The sequence below is a fragment of the Streptomyces sp. NPDC031210 genome (assembly GCF_055570395.1).
Genome location: NZ_JBVIHH010000003.1, coordinates 197,633 through 221,121, shown reverse-complemented (window position 1 = coordinate 221,121; position 23,489 = coordinate 197,633). Strand labels below are relative to the sequence as shown.

Genomic DNA, 23,489 nt, shown 5'->3' with positions numbered 1-23,489 from the left:
AAGTAACGCGCGGTTCTTGCGGCGGCACAGGGGAGCAAAAGGGGCGAAACGGCGGCCCGGTGGTGGATTGAACGTAGTGCCCCGGGACTTTGCCACCGGCGCTTGCTCCGCACCGCGACGGCCGTCTACTGATGATCTCCAGGGCTGGACGCCCTCGGGCCGTGCGCCGCCCGCGCGGCTGCCACTCCTGCCGGGCCCGCCCGCCCCACCCACCCCCTCGCAGAAGAGGAGGCGCCATGTCGCACGGTGCCCGAGCCACGCACAAGGTCGTGGTCAATCACGAGGAGCAGCACTCGATCTGGCCGGTCGACCGTGCGACCCCGGCCGGCTGGAGCGAGGTCGGAGTCGAAGGCACCAAGGAGGAGTGCCTCGACCACATCAACCGCGTATGGCCCGACATCACACCGCTCAGCGTCCGCAGGGCCCTCGCCGAGCGGGACGCGGCCAGCCCCGCGCCCTAGCCGCACGAGCCCCCACGCCGTAGCCACAGCGTCCCCGTTCGCCGCAGCCACCACAGCCTCGCGCCCGGTCGCACGTATGGAGGGTCATGTCAGTCGAGCACTCTTCGCAGCTCTCCGCCGCCCAGGCCGAGCTGCTCGCCCGCCGTCTGCGCGGCGCGGCCCCGGCACGCCCGGACGCGCGAACGGACCTCGTCCGGCGGCCTCGCGGTACCCGCACCCCGCTCTCGTACGCGCAGCAAAGGCTGTGGTTCCTCGAGCAGTTGCACCCCGGCTCGATCGCCTACATCACGGCCGACACCATGTACCGCGTCCGCGGCCGGTTGGACGTCCCCGCCCTGAGCCGGGCGCTCGACCTGGTGGTGAGCCGCCACACCACACTGCGCTCGTACTTCGCCGACGACTACGGCCGGCCTCACCTCGTCGTCGGACCGGCCGACCGGGTCACCCTGGCCGTGGCCGACCTCAGCGGGCACGCCGACCCCGAGGCGGCCGCCGACGACACCATCGCCGCGGAGGTGCGCACCCCCTTCGACCTGACCACCGGGCCGCTCCTGCGCGCGCGCCTGCTGCGTCTGGGTGACGACGACCACGTGCTCGCCATCGTCATCCACCACATCGCGTTCGACGGCTGGTCCACCGCGGTCTTCGAGCGTGACCTGGACCTGGCCTACCGCGCCGCTCGATCCGGCGCCGATCCGGCCTGGCGCGAACTGCCCGTCGAATACGGCGACTACGCGGCCTGGCAGCACCGGTACCTGACGTCGGAACGCTTGGCCGAACACCTCGACCACTGGCGCACCGCCCTCCAGGGCGCCCCCACCACCCTGCAGTTGCCCACCGACCGGCCGCGCCCGGCGACCCCCCGCTACCAGGGGGCCACCGTGGCCTTCACGGTGCCCGAGGACACCGCCGAGCGGCTGCGCGCCCTGTCCCGCGCCCACGGCGCGACGCTGTTCATGACCACGCTGGCCGCGTACCAGGTCCTGCTCTCCCGCTACACCCACAGCGCCGACTTCCTCGTCGGCTGCCCGTCGGCGGGCCGCACACGGGCCGAACTGGAGGACCTGGTCGGCTTCTTCGTCAACACCCTGCCGCTGCGGGCCGACCTCACCGACGACCCGACGTTCACGCGCCTCGTCCACCGCACCAGGGACACCGTCCTCGACGCCTTCGCCCACCAGGACGTGCCCTTCCAGCACCTCATCGAGGCGCTCGCGCCGCCCCGCGAGGTCAGCCACAACCCCGTCGTGCAGACCTGGTTCGACCTGTCGGCCGCCCCCGCCGCGCCCGCGCTCGTCGACACCGCCGTCGAGCGCGTCCGGCCCCGGCACACCTCCACCAACTTCGACCTGGCGCTGCACCTGATCGACGACGGATCGGGCCCGCTCAAGGGCGAACTCGTCTACGCCACCGACCTCTTCGACGAAGCCACGGTGCGCCGTTTCGCCGACCACTACGCGTATCTCCTCGGCGAGGCCGTACACGACCCGGACCGCCCCGTGGCGGACCTGGCGTTCGCCGACCCCGGGCGACTCCAGGCCACCCTGGCCGCCTGGAACGACACCGAGCGGCCGGTACCCGAGGGCACCGTCTCCGACGCTTTCGAGCGGCAGGTCGGCCGCACCCCCGACGCCGTCGCACTGATCGACGGCGACGGACGGCTCACCTACGCCGAGTTGAACGCCCGCGCCAACCGTCTCGCCCACGAGCTGCGGGCCCGCGGCGTACGGACCGATGAGCCGGTGGCGCTGCTGCTGCCCCGCGGCACCGACTTCGTGGCGGCGCTTTTGGGCGTGCTCAAGGCCGGTGCCGGATACCTCCCGCTCGATCCGGCGCACCCCGCCGGCCGCATCGCCCACCTCCTGGACGACGCCCGGGCGCACACCGTCGTCACCGACCGCGCGCTCAGGCATCTGCTGCCGCCCGCCGCGGCCGCCGTCGTCCTCGACCAGGAAGCCTTCGCCGACCGGCCGGACACCGACCCGGTGCCCGCCGCCACCGCCGACAACCTCTGCTACGTGATCTACACCTCCGGCTCCACCGGGCGGCCCAAGGGCGTCGCCATGGCCCACGCGCCTTTGGTCAACCTCATCCAGTGGCAGGTCGACCGGACCACCGTCACCGGACCCACGCTGCAGTTCTCCGCACTGCACTTCGACGCCTCGTTCCAGGAGCTGTTCACCACCCTCTTCACCGGCGGCTCCCTCGTACTGATCAGCGAGGAGGAGCGCCGCGACCCGCGCCGGGTGCTCGCCGCCCTCCGCGCGCACGGCGTGCGGCGGCTGTTCTGCCCGCCCATGGTCCTCGAACAACTCGCCGTCCAGGACGCCGCCGAGGCCGCGGCTCCGCTGCCCCTCCGGGAGATCGTCACGGCGGGCGAACGGCTCGTCCTCAGCGACGAGATCCGCGCCTTCCTGTCCCGGTTGCCGGACGTCATCCTGGAGAACCAGTGCGGCCCCACCGAGACCCACGCGGTCGTGGCCCACCTGATGACCGGCCCGCCGGAACACTGGCCGACCCGCCCGCCCATCGGCAGCCCTCTCGCCAACACCCGCGTCCACGTCCTCGACGAACGGCTGCGGCCCGTCCCCGTCGGGGTGCCCGGCGAGCTGTACGTCACCAAGCCCTGGCCGGCGCGCGGCTACGTGGGCAGGCCGGACCTCACCGCGGAGCGGTTCCTGCCGTCCCCGTTCGCCGACGAGCCGGGACAGGTGATGTACCGCACCGGCGACCTGGTGCGGTGGCGGCACGACGGCGCCGTGGAGTTCCTCGGCCGCGCCGACGACCAGGTCAAGATCCGCGGCTACCGGGTGGAGCCCGCCGAGGTCGAGGCGGGTCTGCGCGCGCTGCCGCACGTCACGGAGGCCGCCGTACTCCCGGTCGAGGTCGCACCCGGCGACCGCCGCCTCGTCGCGTATCTCACCACCGACGACCCGGCGCCCCCGGGCCCCGCCCGGCTGCGCGGACAACTGGCCGAGACCCTGCCCGACTACCTCATCCCCAGCCACTTCGTCACCGTCCCGCGGCTGCCCCTCACCGCGACCGGGAAGCTCGACCGCCAGGCGCTGCTGCGCACCGAGCTGCCCGTCCCCGACCAAGACGCCGACACCCCTTCACGCGCGCCCCGCGGCCCCCAGGAAGAGATCCTCGCGGGCCTGTTCGCCGAAGTCCTCGCCCTGCCACGGGTCGGTGCCGAGGACGACTTCTTCGCCCTCGGCGGGCACTCGCTGCTCGCCACCCGCCTGATCGCCAGGGCCCGCTCCGCCCTCGGCGTCGAACTCGGCCTCCGCGACCTGTTCAAGACCCCGACCGTCGCGGGCCTCGCGGCCCGCCTCGCCCCGGCCGCACGCTCCCGCACGGCGCTCGCGCCCAGGGAGCGCCCCGCCGCGCTGCCCCTGTCCTCGGCGCAGCGACGCGTGTGGTTCCTCAGCCGGATCGGCCAGGGCACCGACTACAACCTGCCCTTCGCCCTGCGCCTGCGCGGCCCGCTGGACACCGGCGCGCTTCGCGCCGCGCTCGCCGACGTCATCGCCCGGCACGAGGCACTGCGCACGGTGTTCCCCGAGCACGACGGCGAGCCCCACCAGCGCATCCTCGCGCCCGACGCGACACCGGTGACGGTGGAGCCCGTCGACTGCCCACCGGCCGACCTCGCGCGCACCCTCGCCGCTCTCGCGGCACGGGAGTTCGACCTGGAGACCGAGCCGCCGCTGCGCACCGGCCTGTACCGAACGGCCGCCGACGACCACGTCCTGGCCCTGGTGGCCCACCACATCGCCGCCGACGGCTGGTCGTTGGGGGTGCTCGTGCGCGACCTGTCGGCCGCCTACACCGCGCGCCTCGACGGGCGCGCACCCCACCTCGCGCCGCTGCCCGTCCACTACGCGGACTACACCCTGTGGCAGCACGCGGCGCTCGGCGACGAGGACGACCGCGACAGCCTGGCCGCCCGGCAGTTGGCCTTCTGGCGGGAGCGCCTGGCCGGGGCGCCGGCCGAGCTGGCGCTACCGTACGACCGGCCGCGGCCCGCGCAGGCCGACAGCTCCGGCGCCGCCGTCCCCGTCGCGCTCGACGCCGCGCTCCACGCGGAGCTTCTGCGCCGGGCGGGCGAGCACGGCTGCACCGTGTTCATGGTCCTGCAGGCCGCCCTCGCCACCCTGCTGTCCCGCCTCGGCGCGGGCACCGACATCCCGATCGGCGCGCCCGTGGCCGGGCGCGGTGACGAGGCCCTGGAAAACCTGGTCGGGTTCTTCATCAACACCCTCGTCCTGCGCACCGACGTGTCGGGCGACCCCACCTTCGCCGAACTCCTCGCCCGCGTACGGGAGTCGGACCTGGCCGCGTACGACCACGCGGAGCTGCCCTTCGACCGCGTCGTCGAGGCCGTCAACCCCGACCGGTCCCTGGCCCGCCATCCGCTGTTCCAGGTGGTCCTCCAACTGGACGGGAGCGTGACCGACGGCCTGGCACTGCCCGGACTCGACTGCGCCGAGGAGCCGGTGCGCTTCGACGTGTCCAAGTTCGACCTGCGCCTCGGCCTCGTGGACCACCGGGACGCGTCCGGCGCACCGGCCGGGATCACCGGTGTCCTGGAGTACGCCACCGCCCTGTTCGACCGGAGCACCGCCGAGTCGCTCGCCGCGCGCCTGCACCGGCTCCTCGACCAGCTCGTCGCACACCCGGACGCCCGGATCGGTTCGCTCGACCTGCTCAGCCCCGACGAGCGTCGCCGCCTCGTGGTCGACTGGAACGACACCGCGGCCGAGGTCCCGGAGCGGACCGTACCGGAGCTCTTCGAGGCGCAGGCGCGGCGCACTCCGCGAGCGCCCGCCGTGCACGAGGGCGCCACCACCCTGACGTACGCGGAGCTGAACGCGCGCGCCAACCGGCTGGCCCGGCATCTGGTGAGCCTCGGCGCGGGCCCGGAGCGGCTGGTCGCGGTCGCACTGCCCCGGACACCGGAGCTCGTGGTGGCGCTGCTCGCCGTCCTCAAGGCCGGCGCCGGATATCTGCCGCTCGACCCGGAAGCGCCCGCCGAGCGGATCGCCAAGGTCGTCACGGGCGCGGGGCCGGTCCTGGCGGTGACCACCGAAGCGCTGGCGGAGCGGCTTCCCGGGCTGCCGCGGCTGGTCCTCGACGCCCCCGAGACCGCCACCGCCGTCGGGCGGCACGCCGGGCACGACCTGGCGCAGAGCGAGCGCACCGCGGAGCTGACCCCGCGCACCACCGCCTACGTCATCCACACCTCCGGCTCCACCGGCCGGCCCAAGGGCGTGGTGATCGAACACCGCTCCCTCAACCTGTACTTGGCCTGGGCCCGGCGGGCCTATCCGGCCATGGCGGGCCGGGCGCTGCTGCACTCGCCGGTGGCCTTCGACCTCACGGTCACCGGCCTGTGGGGCCCCCTGACCGCCGGCGGCAGCGTGGAGCTGGTGACCCTCGACGACGCGGACCCGGCCGACGTGCGGCAGCCGACATTCGTCAAGGCCACCCCCTCGCACCTCGCGCTCTTCCAGATCCTGCCCGACACCTACGCCCCGACCGGCGAGCTGGTCCTCGGCGGCGAACTCCTGCTCGGCGCCGCCCTCGACGAGTGGCGGGCCCGGCACCCCGGCGTGACCGTGGTCAACGAATACGGGCCGACGGAGACCACGGTGGGCTGCGCCGAGTTCCGCATCGCACCGGGCGACGCCGTGCCCACCGGCGGCGTCACCATCGGACACCCGATCTGGAACACCCAGTGGTACGTCCTCGACGCGGCGCTCTCGCCGGTGCCGGTGGGCGTGGTCGGGGAGCTCCACGTCGCCGGCGGACTCCTGGCGCGTGGCTATCTCAACCAGCCGGACGCGACGGCGGAGAAGTTCCTGCCCGATCCCTACGGCCCGCCCGGCACCCGCATGTACCGCACCGGCGACCTGGTACGCCGACGCCACGACGGCCAGGTGGAGTTCGTCGGCCGGGTCGACGACCAGGTCAAGATCCGGGGCTTCCGCGTGGAACTGGGCGAGGTCGAAGCGGTGCTCGCCGCGCAGCCCGGCGTGGCGTCGGCGGCCGCGACCGTGGTCGACGGCGGCGGCCTGGCGGCCTATCTGGTGCCCACGGCGGCCGAGCGGATCGATGTGGACGCCGTACGGGCGGGAGCGGCGGACCTGCTGCCCGAGTACCTGCGGCCCTCGACGTACACCGTGGTCGATCGGCTGCCGCTGACCAAGAACGGCAAACTCGACCGCCGGGCGCTGCCCGCGCCGGACCTCGGGCCGACGCCGCCGGGCCGCGACCCGTCGACGGCGCTGGAGAAAGCCCTGTGCACCCTCTTCGCCGAGGTGCTCGGCCGGGAACAGGTCGGCGTGGACGACGGCTTCTTCGCCCTGGGCGGCCACTCGCTGCTCGCCGCGCGCCTGGTGTCGCGCGCCCGGCCCGTACTCGGCCTGCGGCTGAGCATCCAGGACCTGTTCACGGCGCCCACCGTGGCGGCGCTGGCGGCCCGCCTGGACGGCGGAGAGCCGCAGGAGCCGGGGGAGTGCCTGCTCGCGCTGCGCACGGGCGGCGGCCGAGCGCCGCTGTTCTGCGTGCACCCCGGGGCCGGCATCGGCTCCGTCTACACGGCGCTGCTCCGCGCGCTCGACCAGGATCAGCCGGTGTACGCCCTCCAGGCCCGCGGCCTGCGCGCGGCGGAGGCGGGCCCCGGGAGCATCACGGAGATGGCCGCCGACTACGTCGGGCAGATCCGCGCCGTCCAGGCGACCGGCCCCTACCGGCTGCTCGGCTGGTCCTTCGGCGGGGTCGTCGCCCACGCCATGGCCACACACCTCCAGGAGCAGGGCGAGGAGGTGGAGCTCCTCGCGGTGCTCGACGGCTACCCGGCCGAGCGACCAGGCGCGGAGGACTCCCCGGTGGGCGACCCGCTGGCCGAACTCCTCGCCTCGCTGGGCGGCAGCGCGGCGAGCACCCCCGGCAGGCCGCTGGACATCGCCGACCTCGTCCGGCTGACCGGCGCGGGGGACGGGCCGCTGGCCGGCCTCGACGAGGAGACGGTCTCCGCCATGGGCCGGGCCTTCCTGCGGCACGCGGCCCTCGGGCGGCGCCACGCCCCGGCGACGTTCCACGGGGACGTGGTGTTCTTCAGCGCGGCCGGCGATCCCGGATCGGGCGACTGGGGCGCGTGGCGGCCCTTTGTGACAGGCGGCCTTGAGGTCCACCCCGTCGACTGCCTGCACGGCGACATGATGCACGACCGGCCCGCCGCTCTGATCGGCGCGATCCTCGCGCGCAAGCTCCGCGGACGGCGAACCTGACCCGCCGCCACCACCCGTTCACCAGCCAGTCGAGGTCCCTTGAGGAGGAAACCATGCTGTACACCACGCAGGCAGGTGCCGCGGATGCCGTCCACACGGTGCCCGCGTCGGATGCGGCGGCGATGAGCGCGATCGCCCGGCGGCTCATGTCGGCGGCGGACAAGATCGACAACGTCGACTGGGTGGCCGCGGCCCGCTCCGCCTGGGAGGACCTGCCGGTCGCCTACCGCCGCCGGATACGGGAATTCCGCCGCGACTCGGGACCGCGCGGCGCCCTGGTCGTGAGCGGGCTCCCGGTGGGCGAGGGCACGCTGGGCGACACACCGTCGATCGCGGGCTCCGTCCAGCAGACGACGTCGGAGGCGGCCGCCCTGCTGGTGATGACGGCTTGCGGCCTGGGGGACCCGGCCGCGTTCCTGGCCGAGAAGTCCGGCGCCCTGGTGCAGGACGTCGTACCGGTGCCCGGCCAGGAGCGGTTCCAGGGCAACGCCGGTTCGGTGGACCTGATGATGCACAACGAGAACGCCTTCCATCCGCACCGTCCCGACTTCGTGATGCTCCTGTGCCTGCGCCCGGACCACGAACGGCAGGCCGGCCTGTCGACGGCCTGTATCCGTGAGGCGCTGCCCGTGCTGTCCGAACGCACCAGGGACTGCCTGGCACGGCCCGAGTTCCGCACCCAGCCGCCACCGTCGTTCGGCACGGGCAGCGAGGCCGCGCCCCGGCACGCCGTGCTGAACGGCGACCCGGATTGCCCCGACATACGGGTCGATTTCGCGGCCACCACCGGGCTCACCGCACAGGCCGAAGCCGCGCTCACCGAGCTGTCCGAGGCGCTGGCGAGCGTCGCGCGCACGGTGCGTCTGCTCGCCGGCGATCTCGCGATCGTCGACAACCGGGTCTGCCTGCACGGCCGCACCGCCTTTCAGCCGCGCTACGACGGCCGGGACCGCTGGGTCCAGCGCACCTTCGCCATGGCGGACCTGCGCCGCTCCCGCTCCCACCGGACCGACGACGGCTACGTACTGGTCCGCTAGACCGCCCTGAGCAGCGCCGAAATCCAGGAGCGACGGCCCGTCAGGGAGGGTTTCATGTCGAACACCGAGCAGAGTCAGCGAGCAACCATGGACTGGTCCACCACGCCACCGACCCCGCACCTACCGGATCTGACCGCCGTGATCGAGGTCCTGGCCGGCGAGGCCGGGGACGACACCGGCGGACGCCCCAGCGCCACCGTGCTGGACGCGCTGCGCGACAGCGGGCTGCTGCTGCTCCCCATCCCTGTCGAGTACGGCGGCCTCGGCGCCTCCTGGCGCGAGGTGAACGCGGCGCTCACGGCCGTGGCCCGGGTCGACGCCTCGGTGGGCATCATCCTGTTCCTGCACCACGCGGCGGTCAGCCGGATCATCGGCTGGGGATCGGACGAGCAGAAGAAGCGCTACCTGACGGCGGTCACCCGGGACGGGCAGATCTTCGCCTCGTCCTGGAGCGAGCCCGGCGCGGGCGCCGCCAAGCAGCACATCGCGACGACGGCGACCGCACGCGCGGACGGCGGGTGGGAGCTCAGCGGCGCCAAGACGTTCACCACGGGAGCCGGGGTCGCGGACCTCTACCTGATTCTGGCCCGCACCGGGAACTCCGAAGCGGCGACGGGCAGTTACGGGCAGACCAACCAGGGCATCTTCGTCGTCGACGCGGCCGGCGCGGGCTTCGGCGTCGAGGGCGTCCTCGACCTGGCCGGCATGCGGCGCTCGGCGACCGGACTCATCGCGCTCGACGCGTACGTGGCCGGGCCCGCCGACATGCTCGCCCACTCCAGCGAAACGCCGGCCGTCATCGGTTACCCCCACACCCTCGGCCTGACGCTCGGCGCCATCGCGCTCGGCGTCGCGGAGACCGCCCATGCGCTGGCCCTGGAGGCCGCGCGGCAGCGCTCCCTCGTGGGCAGCCCGCTCTACCGGCACCACCTCTTCGACCTCGGGTCGCGCCTCGCGGCCATCCGGGGCGTGGTCGACGCGGCAACCCAGACCGAGGGCGACCGCACGGGGCCCGCGCTGACCGCCAAGGTGTTCGCGTCGGAGACGGCCGAGGCGATCTGCCGGGGCGCGCAGGAACTCGCGGGCAGCCCCGGCTTCTCCCGCACCCACCCGCTGAACCGGCTCGCCCAGGACGCGCGCGCCGTCACCTTGATGGGCCCGCCCAACTACCTCTGCCGCGAACTGGTCACCGCCCATCTGGGCGCGTCGTGACCGGGCGGGCCGCGACCGGTCCCGGGCGCCGGACACCGCGCCTGGGCGCCGTCGTCCTGCCGGAGCACCGATGGCCGCGGACGCGGGCGATCTGGCAGAGCCTTGAGCAGCTCGGCCTCGACCACGCCTGGTCCTTCGACCACCACTCGTGGCGCTCGCTGCGGGACGCACCCTGGTACGACGCGCTCAGCACGCTCACCGCGGCCGCCGTCGTCACCGACCGGATCCGCCTGGGAACCATGGTGGCCTCGCCCAACTTCCGGCATCCCGCGGTGCTCGCGAAACAGGTGATGACCCTGGACGAGATCTCCGCCGGCCGCTTCGTCCTCGGTATCGGGGCCGGTGCCCCGGGGGCCGACGCGGGGCTGCTCGGCACGCCCGAGCTCTCACCGGCCCAACGCGCCGACCGGTTCCGGGAGTTCGTGGAGCTGACCGACACGCTGCTGCGGCAGCCGGTCACCACACACCGGGGCGCGTACTTCGACGCCGTGGACGCCCGTATGATCCCCGGCTGCGTCCAGCGGCCCCGGGTGCCGTTCGCCATCGCGGCGGCCGGACCGCGGGGTCTGGAGCTCGCCGCCCGGCACGGGCAGTGCTGGGTGACCATCGGCGACGCCCAACAGCCCGGCGGCCGCACCGAGGCGGAGAGCTGGGCACTCCTCGCCCGGCAGATGTCCCGGCTGACCGAGGCATGCGAGCGGGCGGGACGCACGGTTTCGGACATCGACCGGCTGGTGAACGTCAGTCGGGTGGTCGTGTCGCCGTACGCGTCTCCGGACCGTTTCGTGGAGGTGGTGGGGCGGTGCCGAGAGCTCGGATTCACCGATGTCGTCGCCAACTACCCACGCGAGCAAGGGGTGTTCAGAGGGAGCCGGGATACCTTCGAGAAGGCCGTCGACGCTGCCCTGACCGTCATGTGACTCGGCCGGGTAGCTCCTGACGAGACGCCGATGTTCGAAATTCGGCCACCTGCGTTCGGTTTTCGTTGAACCGGACCAGCCCGCTGCATACGATGCGGCGGACGGGGGCGGAGAAGCCCAGTGACCGGTCTGTGGCGGCGCCAGGCTTCTCCCCTCGCTGCGGCTTACGATCCGGCTTCACATCAGGGGGCGTTCGTGCAGGTCAAAATCCTAGGGCCGCTGTTTCTCGGGGATGCCGGAACCGGAGTGGACTGTGCGCCCAGCGCACCGAAGCCGCGCCAGCTCCTCGCTCTCCTCACCTTGCACGCCAATCAGGTCGTCTCGACCGCCATGTGCGTCGACGAGCTGTGGGCGACCTGCCCGCCACCCAGCGCCGTCACCACGGTCCGCACCTACGCCATGCGCATACGGCGCGCCCTGCGCAACGCCCGCATGGCGGCCGGGCAGTCGGGCACGGACCTGCACACCCGGCAGCGCGGCTACCAACTGACCGTCGAGCGGCACGAACTCGACCTGTTCCGCTTCATGGACCGACTGGAAGACGCCAAGCGCGCCCTCGCCGTCGACGACTGTGCGCGCGGGGCCGCGGCACTGCGCGAGGGCCTTGGGCTGTGGCAGGGGCCGCCGCTCGTCGACATCTGCGCGGGCCCGCTCATCGCGACCCACCTGGCCCGGCTGCAGGAAGTCCGCTTCAACAGCCTGGAGCTGCGCATCGAGGCCGAGCTGCGGCTCGGCCTGCACAACGACCTGATCAGTGAACTCCTGGGCCTGGCCGAGGAGTACCCGGTCCACGAGAACCTGCACGCGCAGTTGATGGTCGCCCTCTTCCGGGCCGGCCGCCAGGCCCAGGCCCTCGACGTCTACCGCAAGCTGCACCGCACACTGGGCGAAGAGCTCGGCATCGAGCCGTCCAAGCGGATCGAGCGGCTGCACGAGGCGGTGCTCGTGGCCGACCCCGCGCTCGAACCGCCCAGGCACCCCTCCGGCGCACCCGTGCGGGCCCTGGACCTGCTCACCAGCGGCTCGGCCGCCTGAACGGGAAGCGCGGCGGCGCGTCAGCGCGGGACCGCACGTCGGGACAGGTTGTAGGCGTGCGCCGCGGACACCAGCGTGACGTGATGGTGCCAGCCGCGGAACGACCGGCCCTCGAAGTGCCGTAAGCCCACCGCCTCGCTCAGCCGCTCCAGCTCCCGGCCGGCCCTTGACTGGAGGGCCATCAGCTCGAACACCGCGGGCGCCTGCGCGGCCTCCACATTGGTGATCCACACCGACTCGGGTCCGCGCCGGTCCGGGTGGCGTTCCGCGATCACCTTCCGGGCCCGCTGCGCAGGTCCGGCGCTGCCCGCGGCGTACGGAGGCGCGCCGTCCGGCAGCGGAGCGGTGACGTAGCGGGGGCCGCGGGACCAACCGTCGCGCCAGTGCAGCCGCGTGCCCGGGTGGCCGACGGACCGGGCGGCGGTCACCACCTCCCCGGAGGCGAGGCGCGCGACGGGAGTGGTGGCCGAGGCCCGCACGACGTACTGCAGTCCGCGACTCTCCAGACCGCGAATCAACAGATCCGAACAGGGGCTGCGGCGGGCCTCCACCACCACCGGCCGCGGTTGCATGCCCCAGGCCACGGTCATCTCGTCCAGCGCCTCGAACAGGTAGTGCCAGCGTGAGCGGTGCCGCTCGTGACCCGGGACCCGGCTGCGGGAGCGGCGCTCCTCGTCGGCGTCCCAGGACGTCGGCAGCAACAGCCGCCAGTTGACGGGCACGGAGCCGTTCGGACCCGCCAGCATGACGGTGAGTCCCAGTTGGCAGTTGAGCACCCGCCCCGCGGCCTGCGAGAACTGCCGGTCGACGCCGACGGAGCTCTTGCCGTTCTTCGGCATGACGGCCTCCTCCACCACCCAGGCCGTGGGGCCGAGGACGGAGGTGGCCTCCTGGGCGAGGTGCCGGCGCACCGGCTCCCACGCCCAGGAGCTCTGGTTGACGAACTGCTGCAGACTCTGATCGGCCCGCCGCCCGAGGACCCACTCGGAGATCCGGCGCACCGACTTGCGGCCGGGCACATCGGCCAGGCCACGGACGTACACCTCGCCCCAACGGCGTTGGTCGAGGCGGGACATGGAAGCGAACATCGCGGCACAGAAGCGGGACAGGTCATCGCTCGGATTCAGCACGCAGCCAGGCTGCGCCGGAGGGATGGAGACCGTATGGAAGCAAGATCGAGGCCGCGTGGACCCCTCAACCGCGTCGCGCCTCCGACCAGGGGCGCACGCTCGCGCGGTCGCCTACCCGTGGACCGTCTCCGCCTCGGTGGTGGTGGCGTTCTCGCCGCCTTCGGGGGGAGAGCCCTTGTCGGATCCGGTGCGGCGGGGCCGGCGCAGGCCCGGGACCAGGGCGAGGGTGACCGCCAAGGAGAGTGCCGCGACCGCGGCCATGCTCGTGGCGGGAGAGGTGGCCTCGGCGAGTGCGCCCGCGAGCGCGGCGCCCAAGCCCTGGAGGGCGAGCATGCCGGAGGTGTGCAGGCCCAGGGCGTGGCCGCTCAACTCCTCGGGGGTCAGGGCCATCAGGCGGTCCTGGAGCAGCAGGCTCGCCGAGTAGCCGAGCGTGGCCAGGGTGACGGCCACCACGGCGATCGGCAGCGCGGGGTTGATCGCGAACACCAGGTAGGGGGCCGCGAGCAGCAGGCAGAGCGGTACGACCAGCCGTTCGCGCAGGCGTGGGGGCAGGAAGCGGCCGGCGACGGTGTCGCCGACCAGCATGCCGACGGCGCCGACGGCGAAGAGCATGCCCGCGTACCGGGGGGAGTAGGGGACGTAGAGCGACTCGACGCCGACGATCAGGCCGTTGGGCACCCACAGGGCGAGATAGACATAGCGTCGGGGCGGCGACGACCACAGGCGCGCGTTGTCGCGCCAGGTGTCGGCGATCGACGGGCGGCCGGCGGCCCGGGGCGGCCGCCGCGTGAGCCCGAAGCGGGACACCACGGCGGCGAGCAGATACGCGGCGGCGCCCAACAGGAGGGTGCCGCGCGCCGAGAGCGTGACCACCAGGACGCCGCCGACCGCGAAGCCGCAGATCTGGATGATGCCCACGGACATGTTGAAGACGGAGCGCCCGAGCAGGTAACCCTCGCGCGCGAGAATCTCGTTGAGCAGTCCGTAGCGCACTCCTCCGCTCAGGGACCCCAGAACCCCGAGGCACAGCAGCACGACGAACAGGGCCCACACCGGCAGGCCGGGGACGGCCTGGGCGGCGGTGCCGAGGCCGAACAGCAGCGTCAGACCGGTCATCGCGGCGCGCGGCGGCAGCCGGTCCGCGCCCGACAGCAGGGTGGTCGCGCCGACGACCTGGGCGAGGGCCGGCCCGAACATGGCGAGCGAGGACAGCAGCGGCGACCCGGTCTGTCCGAACACCAGCGTGCCGAGCGCCAGGCCGCTCACCGTCTGGGCCGTGATCTGCGCGGCGGACGCGAGGAAGAGCGGCGTGAACTCCGGCGTGCGGAAGAGTTCTTGATACGTACGCATGCGGTGAGTCTCTCCGCGGAGGCCGGCGGGGCGTTACTCTTTCGCAGGGAGGCGAAACCAATGAGCTGGTGGCAGGTCAACGCCGACACGCTGGCCACGAGCCGGTTCGTCACGTCCCCTCTCGCCGAGGCCACGGCCTGCCTGAAGACCCTGCACCGGGGCGCGGCCGCGCACGCCGGTGAGCGCTCCTGGCTCGACGCCCATCTGCCCCGATACCGGGAGCGGCTGGCGCCGGACCCGACCACGGCTGCGCTGGTCCGGGCGGCGCTCGCACGCAGTTGGAACGCCACGTTCCTCACACCGACACCCCCGGACCACGACCACGCCGACCACGGCGACCGCACCTTCGCCGAAGAGCTCGAACAGGTCCGCGGGACCCCCGCCGCCACCGTTCGCGCCGATCTGCGCGAGTCGCTGTCCGGCCCGCTGCCCGCCCTGCTCGACCGCAGCGACGACCTGGCGGAACGCGCGGCCGATCTGCTCGCCTGGGTGTGGACCGAGACGGTGCTGCCCTCATGGCGGGTGCGCAAGCAGATCATCGAGGCCGACGTCGTGGCCCGCACGGCCAGGCTGGGGCAGGGCGGCTGGGCCACGGCCCTCGCCGACATGCGCCCGGGCATGCGCTGGCTCGGGCAGAACCGGCTCCAGATCACCACCTGCGACAGCCCCTCGCTCGAAGTCTCCGGCGCGCGGCTGATGTTCGTCCCCGTCACCCCGAGCCAGAGCTGGGTCTGCTGGAGCGCACCGGCCACCGCCGAAAACCGCGCGGTGCGCCGGTGCGCCGTCGTCTACCCCTGCTCCGGCGCCCTGGCCGGGGCCGACCGGGCACCCGTCCCCGAATCCCTCGGCGCGCTCCTCGGAACCGCACGAGCCACCGTCCTCGTGCTCCTCGAAACCCCCAAGAGCACCACTCAACTGGTGGCCCTGACCGGCCAAAGCCTGGGTTCGGTGGGCCGGCACCTCAAAGTCCTGCTCGACGCCCGCCTGGTCTGGCGCAGACGCGCGGGCCGATCGGTCCTCTACTACCGCTCGGCCACCGGCACAACCTTGGTGAAAGACCAGGACCGACTCCCTGACTGACGTGCTTCCCGCACAGGCCGGATGGGTTCCTGCCCGGTCGGGCCTTCGCCGTCGACTTCAGCGCTCAGGCTGGCTCCGACGCATTGACCCGGCCGTCTCGTCCGTAGCGCGCGGAAGCGCGAGCGTAGCGGTCCTGGGGGGCCTTCACGTCCGGTGACGTCTCCAATGTAGACACCGTCCACTTCTCTCGATTAGGCTGGCGCAAGATCGACCGGGGGCGCGGATCGCCGCAACTCCCAAATGTGGACAACGTACACAAGGGTGCCGGTGTGCCCGCGGACAAAGGGAGTTATCTCATGCGCCAAGTCATCGTCTCCGCCTTCATCTCGCTCGACGGCGTCGTGGAGGCCCCGGGCGGCGAGCCCGGCTACCGGAACTCCGGATGGACCTTCAAGGACATGGAGTTCCTGCCCGAAGCCTTCGAGATAAAGGGCCGGGAGCAGAAGGAGGCCGCCGCGATGCTGATGGGCCGGACCAGCTACCAGGCCTTCAGCTCCGCGTGGCCCGCCATGGAGGACTTCGCCGACTACAAGGTGATGCCGAAGTACGTCGTCTCCACCACCCTCACCGAGGACGACCTGGTGACGAACTGGGGCCAGACCACGATCCTGCGCTCGCTCGACGAGGTCGCCGCGCTCAAGGAGACCGAGGGCGGTCCGATCATCGTCCATGGCAGCGCCTCCCTCCACCAGGCCCTCTCCGACGCCGGCCTGATCGACCGCTACCACCTCCTCGTCTTCCCGCTCCTGCTCGGCGCGGGCAAGCGCCTGTTCAGCGCCACGGACAAGGACACCCAGAAGCTCAGGCTTGTCGAGCACGAGGCCTACGCCAACGGCCTGCAGAAGAACGTCTTCGACGTCGTCCACTGACCGGGGCTCCCGCACCCGCCCCGGCCCGGTCGGTGGACAACTCGGCGATCAGGCGGGGTGGCGGGTGCGGTGAGAAACGGCCTGGCCGATGACTTTCGCCATCACGGTGGGATGGAAAAGTACGGTCGGCGGGGCCACCATGTTGGCCACCCGGGCGAATCGGCACCACACCCGTGCGTCGCGAACGGCTACCTCGAAGAGGTGCTTGTTGTACCAGTGAGCGATCCTCGCCGTGAGGGGCTGGTGGTGCGGGTTCCACATGAGGTCCGAATTGCTTGACAAGGTCCACGGGGTCAGGACCAGGCGTGCCACCGCGCGCTGGTATCCCCTGCTCAGACCATCAAGGCCGGTCTTGCGCGCCCGGTGTTTGGCCAGCGTGCGGTGGAGAAGATCGGCTTCCAGCGCGGCAACGGTCAGGCCCTGCCCGTAGGCGGGGTTGAAGACGCAGACCGCGTCGCCGAGGGCGATGAGACGGTCCGGCCAATCCTTCATCTTGTGGTAGAGGCGCCACTGGTTGTTGACATTGGTGTAGCGGTAGGTCGGCTCTTGGCTGGTGCGGCCTTCGATCTGCTCAGCCAGGTGCGGGTTCTTCAGGCTCTTGGCGAAATCCAGGTAGGCACTGGTCTCGGTGGGTGGCAGTTGGTCTTCGAAACCGATCAACGAGCACATCCAGCGGTTGCGCTCCACCGCCAGGAGGACACCGCCCCGAGGGGTGTGGGGCGCGAACGTCATTTGGTAGGCCAGGTTGAAGTCCGGGTGGCTCTTCTCCGGCCGGACGAAGTTCGTCGATGTGTACGTGATCTTCGCCTTGACGATGCGCTTCTCGGGCACGGGCAGGCCCAGCTCCGTAAACCAGTTGTCCAAAGCGCTGGCGCGTCCTGAGGTGTTGACCACCAGGTCCGCTTCGAGTTCCGTGAGCTGGTCGGCACCCTCGGTCCGATACAGCACTCGGTTCACTGTGCCGGGGCCGTCCATTTTCAGACCTTCGCATCGCGTGGACGGAAGGAGCGTCACTTCAGGCAGTGCGAGCACCTTGCCACGCAGGCGCCGCTCCAGTTCATCCCGGGTGAACGTCTGGATCTGCACACCCGTTCGCTGACGCGGCGCGAACCCGGCGGGCAGGAGAAAACTGATGTGTTCTCCGTAGTCCGAAACCGGTGCTCCGATGTCCAGCAGTTCCGCGCGGAGCCCTGGAAAGAATTTCTCCAGGACCTCTGCGCCTTTGGCCAGCATGGCGTGGGCGTGGTACCCCTGCGGCACATGCGGATGGGTACCCGTGCCTTCGTCCAGCGGATCCTGTTCCAGGATGACCACCTCGGAGAAATGATCGGCCAGTACGCGGGCCGTCACCAGACCTGCGTACCCGCCTCCGATGACAGCGGCCTTCCCCCACTTACCGTGCTGAACAGTTCTGTTCTTCATGGGCGCCTCCCTCCCTCGTCGAGCTCGCGGCCCCGCTGCTGCGTAAGAAGATCGCCGGGGCTGCGGGCAGTCCTGGTGAGGTACCCCCGTGACGCCGCCTTCTCCGGTGGCGGAGGGGGCGTACGGCAGCACGACGGGGGTGCGCGACCGGGTCCGCGAAGCTCTGTGATGGCACGTCCGGAGCGTTCGCCGTGACCGTCGCCGACGCAGGCGGTGTCCGGACGAGATCCCGGCGGCGGTACTCGGTTTCTCGGTCGAGATCCTTCAGGAACCGTGGTTGGTGGTCCAGGAGTCCGTCCGCGAAGAGTGAGCGGGGGGAGAAGAGCGCGGTGAGTGTGGTCTTGAGGGCCGACTGCTCGATGGATTGCCTGAGCAGTGAATGGGTCGCGTCCGGGTGGTGCTTGACGCTCAACGCACCGCCTGTGTCCAGCACCTTGCGGTAGACGCGCTCCGTGTCGGCGGTATCCACGTTGAGGTCATGGCCCGCGAGGGTCAGCACACCGGTACGCCGCGCAGGGCGCGGAGTTCTTGCGTGGCGTCCGCGGTGTGGTTCCTGGAGATGAAGCCCCAGCGATCGGCGGTCATGCCGTCCGCGTCGCCGCCCATGGCCTTGACGTACTCCTCGAAGGTCACGTGGCGCCCCAGCAGCCGGCGGGTGGCGTCGCTCTTGGCGATCGCGGCCTTGGTGCGGGCGGCCGACGCGCCGTCGGCGCGCAGCTCGGCGAGGAGGTTGTAGCGGCCCTGCTGAAGCCAGTTGATCGCGGGCGAGACGGCGATGACGAAGTCCACGGGCGTCTTGGCGGCGATCTTCGGCAGGACCCAGCCCGCCTGGCTGGCGCCCCAGAGCCCGATCCGGTCGCCGTCGATGTCCGGGCGGGCGCGCGCAGGCGATGGCGGCGGCTGCCTCGTCGGCCCGGTCGTCCATGGACTGGGCGAGCCAGTCGCCGGGTGCGCCGGCGACGCCGGGCTTGCCCCAGGACAGGGAGGCGTACCCGGCCTTGGCGTTCGCTTCCCACATGGGCTTGTAACCGTCGTCGTGGGTGGCGTCGACCGGGCCGTCGCCGTGGACGTACACGACCAGGCCGTGGCGCTTGCGGCCGTCCTTGGGTGTGGCCAGTACGCCGTTGATCTGCGCGCTCCTCGACGGGCAGCTCGTCGGCCTCGCCGGCTACCAGCTCGGCGGGCGGGCCCTCACCGCGGGATCGGCCTCCGCCGTGCTACGCGCGTACGGACACCTGCGGGGACTGCATCGACTTCTGCTCCTCGCCCTGCTCGAACGCCACCCGGCCCCCGGACAGCTCGTCATGGACGGCATCGCCGTGGAATCGGACGTGCGCGGCCACGGCGTCGGGAGCCTGCTCATCGAGGAAGTGGCCGCCGTCGCGGCGGAGCAGGACTGCCGGGAGATCAGACTGGACGTGATCGACACCAATCCGCGCGCCAGAGCCCTGTACGAGCGGCGCGGCTTCACGGCCGTACGGACCGAGCACACGCCCTACCTCCGCGGGCTGCTGGGATTCGGTGCGGTGACCACCATGCACCGCCCCGTCGAGGCGAAGGGGCCGAGAGGACTGCGCACACCATGACCGACCACATCGAGATCCCCACCCGCATGCTCGTCCACGCCCTGATCCGCGAGGACGGCACGGTCAGCGCGGACGAGCTGTACACCGTCGCCGCGACCCTCGGCATGAGCGACCAGCAGGTACGGCTGTGCGTCAAACGCCTGGTGGCCGAGAGCCGGTTCACCCACGAAGGCCGCGGCCGCAGAGCACTGCTGCACGCCACCGAGGACACCACACAAGCCTTGGCCCCCAACGCGGACTTCCTACGACACGCGTTCCGCCAGGACGCCGGGCTCGCGCCCTGGGACGGCGTCTGGCACCTGGCCGCCTTCGCCGTGCCCGAATCCGCGCGCACGGCCCGCGACTCCCTGCGCGAGACGCTCGTCCACCTCGGCGGCGCCCCGCTCCAGGGCGGACTGTACGTCTGCGCCAACGCCTGGGAACCGTACGTCGACGAAGCGGCCCACCGCCTCGGCGCCCACGGCGCGCTCACCCTCCTCACGACGACGGACCTGCGCAGAGGCGACACCCAAGAGCCCGCCGAACTCGCCCGCCGCCTGTGGCCCTTGCAGGAGGTCGCCGACCGCTACCACCGCCTCAGCCGCCTCGCCCAGCCACGCTTCGCACGACTCACCGGCCCTGCCGAACTCTCCCCCTCCGAACTCCTCACCATCGCGGTCGAGCTCGCCGCCGAACTCACCCGTGCCATGGAGCCCGACCCGCTGCTGCCGCCTCAACTCCTGCCCCGGCCCTGGCCCGGCACCCAGGCCCGCGAGCTCATCGCCCGCTGCTGGGCGGCCCTGCACGAACGCGACCACGGCAAAGCCCGGCCGGTCCTTTTCCGCCTCTACGCCGACATCACCCGAGAAGCGGCAGAGCGGGCCACGCGTTGAAGGCGGAACAAGAGGGCGGGTGACGCCTGTTGGGCGAAGGCGCCAAACGCGCACCCGCCCCCTACGCCGCGTGTGCCGCGAACGCTTCAACGTCACCGCCGGCGCCCACTCCCGCACGCCCCGCTTCCCAAGCCTGGGCTGTGAGCACTGCTCCACCGCAGCCCCCTACCCCTACCTCCCCGACCGGGTGATCTGTTCCCACTGTTTCCCTGTCAGTGGGGCGGACGAAAGGTCATCCATGGCGCTGGACCAGCGTTGGATGTAGCTCTTCCTGAGCGACCGGAACTGATCTCCTCATCAGAGCGGCCCTCCAGAGCCCAGGTCGGGATGGCGCGGGCGAGGGGTACGCCGCCGAAGAGCAGGAGGATCCCGGGCACGGCCAAGAAGGGATGGCCAGGAAAACCGACCACGAGCAGGACGAGCCCCAGCACACAGAACGCGACGGCCAGCAGCACCCTGGTGCGAATCGCACGCTTTTCCCTGTCCTGCTGTCTGGCCTCATCAAGCTGAAGCATCCGATTCATGCGTCGGCGCTCCTGCTCCTTGCGGTGCTCGGTCTCTCGCTGCTTCTGGGCCCGCCGCTGTCGCTCCCGCTCCGTCCGCTCCTGTGCGTCCAGGCGCTGCTCCAGTTCCGCCAGGGCGGAGTCCCGCTCGGCGCTCTGTCCGGGCGGCGTATGCACATGGACATCGCCCTCGAAGGAACCGGCCTGGATCACCAGACTATGGTTGACCGCTCCGTTGATCACGTTCGTGACGGGAGGGTTGTTGACGTCGCGGCGCCGAGTGTCATCCCCCATACCGACGAAGGTACCAACGCTTCACCAGGATCACCATCAATCCCCGTGACACCACGGCCAGTTGGTGTGGCAGCCCTGAGGAGGGCTGAGCAACTCCGGCCCTCAGGAAGAGTTACACCCATCAGCGTGTCACCGCGGGGGTGTGCCGACGGCAACGGTGCTGGTCTCCGTGCGTGCCTCCACGTGCGAGCACTGTTCACGATACGGAAGTGCAGGCGCAGCCTCCTGGGGGTTCTGCGCCCCCGGCGGTCCGCATCCCGGATGCGTTGGCTCCGACTGTGGGGATTTCGCGTGCCGAGCCCACCAGTGGAGCGACCCTGTTATCTGTGGCAAGGGGGAAGCAGTGCCCACCGTCGTACATCTGCCGACCGGGAAGGCGTTGACCGTCCGGACGGCGGCCGACGTGTTCCTCGACTCGCTCGGCAACCCGAACACGGTCCGGAACTACGGGATCGGGGTGGGCAAGACCGCCGCGCGCCTCGGCGAGGGCCGACCGCTGGCGTCGGTCGCCGACGATGAGATCGGCGAGGCCCTGGAACTGCTGTGGGGGACCGCAGCGGTGAGCACCTGGAACGCCCGCCGGGCGGGGGTGCTGTCCTGGCTCGGCTGGTGCCAGGAGCACGGCTACGACGGGCCGATGGTCCCGGCCCGGGCGAAGCGGCTGACGGTGCCGGACTCCGAGACCCCGGCCCGCTCCAAGATGCCGTGGACCGGCTGATTGCCCGGCGTGAGGTGCTGGGATGCCGGCACTGCCCGGCTGCTGCCCAGGCTCCTCAAGGGCCGAACCCGCGGGCCGGTGTTCGTCACCCACCGCCGCCCGGGACCGGGCAAGGTCGTCAGCCCACGCGACGTGCGCCCGGATACCGGGCTGGCCCGCCTCTCGTACGGGCAGGCCCGCGCGCTGCTGGACGAACACACCGCGGTGCGCGGGCCCGGAACGGGCTGGGACCTGCACGAGTACCGCCACTCCGCCCTGACCCACCTCGGTGAACAGGGTGCGTCGCTGCTGATGCTCATGGCCAAGTCCCGGCACAAGAAGCCGGAAAACGTCCGCCGCTACTTCAAGCCGTCCCCGGAGGCGATCGCCGAGCTCACCAGCCTGCTGGCCCTGGCGACAGCAGGCGCTGAGCGCAGGAGAGGTTCTGTGCTGCCTTCCTGCTTTGATATCGCTTCGGGGCAGGGGATCATCTGTCCAGTGAGAGTGCGTTTTTGGCATGCGTGACGGATTCCTCCGAGGCGGGTCCGCCGGGATTCTCGGTGGCCAGTGCCTGGTTGAGGGTGACGAAAGGGCGCATCCGCCGCTCGTAGCGGGCATACGCGGTGCGGTGGTCGCCGTTGGCTTGGGCAAGGCAGTCGGCCAGCACGTGGGCGCCGACGACGGCCAGGCTGGTGCCCTGCCCTGAGAGGGGGGAGGGGCAGTAGCCGGCGTCTCCGAGTAGGGCCACCCGGCCCCGCGACCACTGGTCCATGCGGATCTGGGCCATGGCGTCGCAGTAGAAGTCGGGCGCCTTCCGGGCGGCCTCGGCCAGGCGAGTCCCTTCCCACCGCATCGACGCGAGCTTGTCCACGACGAGCTGCCGCAGGGCGCCGCCGTCGCGGAGGTCGTGGGCGAGGGGGGCGGACTCGAAGCCGAAGGCGATCCTGAGTTCGGTGTTGCCGCGTACGGGCATGATGCCGAAGCCCGTGTCGCCGTCTCGCAGCCACATCTGCCAGTCGTCCAGGGCGAGGAAGTTGTCCGCGCTGAACACCGAGAGGTAGCTGCCCAGGTGGTGGGCGAAATGCTCCTCCGGGCCGAAGGCCAGGCGTCGTACGGTGGAGTGGAGGCCATCGGCCCCGACCACGAGGTCGAAGGTGCGGGACGGCCCGTGCGCGAAGTCGACGCGCACGCCGGTCTCGTCCTCGTCGAGTGCGGTGATGCTGTCGCCGAAGAGGTACTCGACGCCTGCGCGGGTGTGCTCGTACACCATCCGTACCAAGTCCTCGCGCAGCACCTCGATGTCTTCGCTGTCGAGCCGGCCGCTGCTGAAGGTCGCCTCGGTGGAGCGGTCGACCTCGTGACCGTCAGGGGCGAGGATCGACATGCCGCGCATCCGGGTCCGTACGCGGCTTGCCTGCTCCAGCAGGCCCATACGCTCCACGACTTCGAGCGCGACGCCGCGGATGTCCACTGCCTGGCCGCCGGGGCGTTGGCCCGGGGCGCGTTCGACGACGGTGGGCGCGAAGCCGTGACGGCGCAGCCAGTAGGCGAGGACGGGCCCGGCGATTCCGCCACCGGAGATGAGTACGGTCTGCATGAGAAGTTCCTCCAGTGCTTTTTACGGTGTACGGCACTGAACGTACGACGTACGCACGCTCCCTCCAACTGGCCAAATACCGGATCTGTACTAGGTCAGACGGCTTACGTTCGGCGTTGCCGCTGCTAC

Annotated in this window: 15 protein-coding genes and 2 pseudogenes; 11 read left to right on the top strand and 6 right to left on the bottom strand. The window is 71.7% G+C overall.

The annotated features are described in order from the left end of the window. Positions 1-236: 236 nt before the first annotated feature. From ACZ45Z_RS08140 to ACZ45Z_RS08115, 6 genes are all read left to right on the top strand, one after another. Positions 237-461 (top strand): MbtH family protein, encoded by a 225-nt coding sequence (locus tag ACZ45Z_RS08140; protein WP_468357958.1) that lies wholly within the window; start codon positions 237-239, stop codon positions 459-461. A gap of 86 nt (positions 462-547) precedes the next feature. Further along, the gene (locus tag ACZ45Z_RS08135; RefSeq protein ID WP_468357955.1) at positions 548-7,756 is read left to right on the top strand and encodes an amino acid adenylation domain-containing protein; all 7,209 of its coding nucleotides are present in this window, start codon (positions 548-550) and stop codon (positions 7,754-7,756) included. 53 nt (positions 7,757-7,809) lie between these two features. Then, the gene (locus ACZ45Z_RS08130) at positions 7,810-8,793 is read left to right on the top strand and encodes a TauD/TfdA family dioxygenase (protein WP_468357952.1); all 984 of its coding nucleotides are present in this window, start codon (positions 7,810-7,812) and stop codon (positions 8,791-8,793) included. A gap of 54 nt (positions 8,794-8,847) precedes the next feature. Continuing rightward, complete coding sequence (locus ACZ45Z_RS08125) at positions 8,848-10,005, top strand: acyl-CoA dehydrogenase family protein (protein ID WP_468357949.1); 1,158 nt, start codon at positions 8,848-8,850, stop codon at positions 10,003-10,005. Continuing rightward, complete coding sequence (locus ACZ45Z_RS08120) at positions 10,002-10,925, top strand: LLM class flavin-dependent oxidoreductase (RefSeq protein WP_468357946.1); 924 nt, start codon at positions 10,002-10,004, stop codon at positions 10,923-10,925. Before ACZ45Z_RS08125 ends, ACZ45Z_RS08120 begins: the two co-directional genes overlap by 4 nt. A 195-nt stretch (positions 10,926-11,120) precedes the next feature. Further along, positions 11,121-11,960 carry an AfsR/SARP family transcriptional regulator gene (locus ACZ45Z_RS08115; protein ID WP_468357943.1) on the top strand — a complete coding sequence of 280 codons (840 nt, stop codon included), beginning with the start codon at positions 11,121-11,123 and terminating at the stop codon, positions 11,958-11,960. A gap of 20 nt (positions 11,961-11,980) precedes the next feature. On the opposite strand, the gene ACZ45Z_RS08110 is transcribed toward ACZ45Z_RS08115, so the two are convergent. Next, positions 11,981-13,090, bottom strand: a complete 1,110-nt coding sequence (locus ACZ45Z_RS08110; RefSeq protein WP_468357940.1) for an IS701 family transposase — start codon at positions 13,088-13,090, stop codon at positions 11,981-11,983. 111 nt (positions 13,091-13,201) lie between these two features. Next, positions 13,202-14,440: an MFS transporter gene (locus ACZ45Z_RS08105; protein ID WP_468357937.1), complete on the bottom strand. Its 1,239-nt coding sequence runs from the start codon at positions 14,438-14,440 to the stop codon at positions 13,202-13,204. 60 nt (positions 14,441-14,500) lie between these two features. Here ACZ45Z_RS08105 and ACZ45Z_RS08100 point away from each other — a divergent pair, with 60 nt between their 5' ends. Next, positions 14,501-15,520, top strand: coding sequence for an ArsR/SmtB family transcription factor (locus tag ACZ45Z_RS08100; protein WP_468357934.1), 1,020 nt, complete (start codon positions 14,501-14,503; stop codon positions 15,518-15,520). A gap of 296 nt (positions 15,521-15,816) precedes the next feature. Next, positions 15,817-16,389, top strand: coding sequence for a dihydrofolate reductase family protein (locus ACZ45Z_RS08095; RefSeq protein ID WP_468357931.1), 573 nt, complete (start codon positions 15,817-15,819; stop codon positions 16,387-16,389). 48 nt (positions 16,390-16,437) lie between these two features. Here the strand turns inward: ACZ45Z_RS08095 and ACZ45Z_RS08090 are convergent, their stop codons facing one another. Further along, a complete protein-coding gene (locus tag ACZ45Z_RS08090) occupies positions 16,438-17,811 on the bottom strand; it encodes an FAD-dependent oxidoreductase (RefSeq protein WP_468357928.1) in 1,374 nt (457 codons plus the stop codon). Positions 17,812-18,303: 492 nt separating this feature from the next. After that, positions 18,304-18,600, bottom strand: coding sequence for a hypothetical protein (locus ACZ45Z_RS08085; protein WP_468357925.1), 297 nt, complete (start codon positions 18,598-18,600; stop codon positions 18,304-18,306). A gap of 338 nt (positions 18,601-18,938) precedes the next feature. Here ACZ45Z_RS08085 and ACZ45Z_RS08080 point away from each other — a divergent pair. Beyond that, a pseudogene (locus tag ACZ45Z_RS08080) lies at positions 18,939-19,397 on the top strand (GNAT family N-acetyltransferase); the annotation flags it as partial. After that, positions 19,394-20,269, top strand: a complete 876-nt coding sequence (locus tag ACZ45Z_RS08075; protein ID WP_468357922.1) for a PaaX family transcriptional regulator C-terminal domain-containing protein — start codon at positions 19,394-19,396, stop codon at positions 20,267-20,269. The pseudogene ACZ45Z_RS08080 and the gene ACZ45Z_RS08075, both read left to right, overlap by 4 nt. A 212-nt stretch (positions 20,270-20,481) precedes the next feature. Here the strand turns inward: ACZ45Z_RS08075 and ACZ45Z_RS08070 are convergent, their stop codons facing one another. Further along, the gene (locus tag ACZ45Z_RS08070) at positions 20,482-21,066 is read right to left on the bottom strand and encodes a hypothetical protein (RefSeq protein ID WP_468357919.1); all 585 of its coding nucleotides are present in this window, start codon (positions 21,064-21,066) and stop codon (positions 20,482-20,484) included. 343 nt (positions 21,067-21,409) lie between these two features. Here ACZ45Z_RS08070 and ACZ45Z_RS08065 point away from each other — a divergent pair. Next, a pseudogene (locus ACZ45Z_RS08065) lies at positions 21,410-22,194 on the top strand (site-specific integrase). A gap of 56 nt (positions 22,195-22,250) precedes the next feature. On the opposite strand, the gene ACZ45Z_RS08060 reads toward ACZ45Z_RS08065, so the two are convergent. After that, entirely contained in the window at positions 22,251-23,360 is a 1,110-nt protein-coding gene (locus ACZ45Z_RS08060; RefSeq protein ID WP_468357916.1) for an FAD-dependent monooxygenase, read from the bottom strand. Positions 23,361-23,489: the final 129 nt, after the last annotated feature.

Bases quoted from the DNA above. Each gene is read 5' to 3' on its own strand.
- ACZ45Z_RS08140 (WP_468357958.1), top strand. From the start codon at position 237: ATGTCGCACGGTGCCCGAGCCACGCACAAGGTCGTGGTCAATCACGAG.
- ACZ45Z_RS08135 (WP_468357955.1), top strand. From the start codon at position 548: ATGTCAGTCGAGCACTCTTCGCAGCTCTCCGCCGCCCAGGCCGAGCTG.
- ACZ45Z_RS08130 (WP_468357952.1), top strand. From the start codon at position 7,810: ATGCTGTACACCACGCAGGCAGGTGCCGCGGATGCCGTCCACACGGTG.
- ACZ45Z_RS08125 (WP_468357949.1), top strand. From the start codon at position 8,848: ATGTCGAACACCGAGCAGAGTCAGCGAGCAACCATGGACTGGTCCACC.
- ACZ45Z_RS08105 (WP_468357937.1), bottom strand. From the start codon at position 14,440: ATGCGTACGTATCAAGAACTCTTCCGCACGCCGGAGTTCACGCCGCTC.
- ACZ45Z_RS08100 (WP_468357934.1), top strand. From the start codon at position 14,501: ATGAGCTGGTGGCAGGTCAACGCCGACACGCTGGCCACGAGCCGGTTC.
- ACZ45Z_RS08095 (WP_468357931.1), top strand. From the start codon at position 15,817: ATGCGCCAAGTCATCGTCTCCGCCTTCATCTCGCTCGACGGCGTCGTG.
- ACZ45Z_RS08090 (WP_468357928.1), bottom strand. From the start codon at position 17,811: ATGAAGAACAGAACTGTTCAGCACGGTAAGTGGGGGAAGGCCGCTGTC.
- ACZ45Z_RS08075 (WP_468357922.1), top strand. From the start codon at position 19,394: ATGACCGACCACATCGAGATCCCCACCCGCATGCTCGTCCACGCCCTG.
- ACZ45Z_RS08070 (WP_468357919.1), bottom strand. From the start codon at position 21,066: ATGGGGGATGACACTCGGCGCCGCGACGTCAACAACCCTCCCGTCACG.
- ACZ45Z_RS08060 (WP_468357916.1), bottom strand. From the start codon at position 23,360: ATGCAGACCGTACTCATCTCCGGTGGCGGAATCGCCGGGCCCGTCCTC.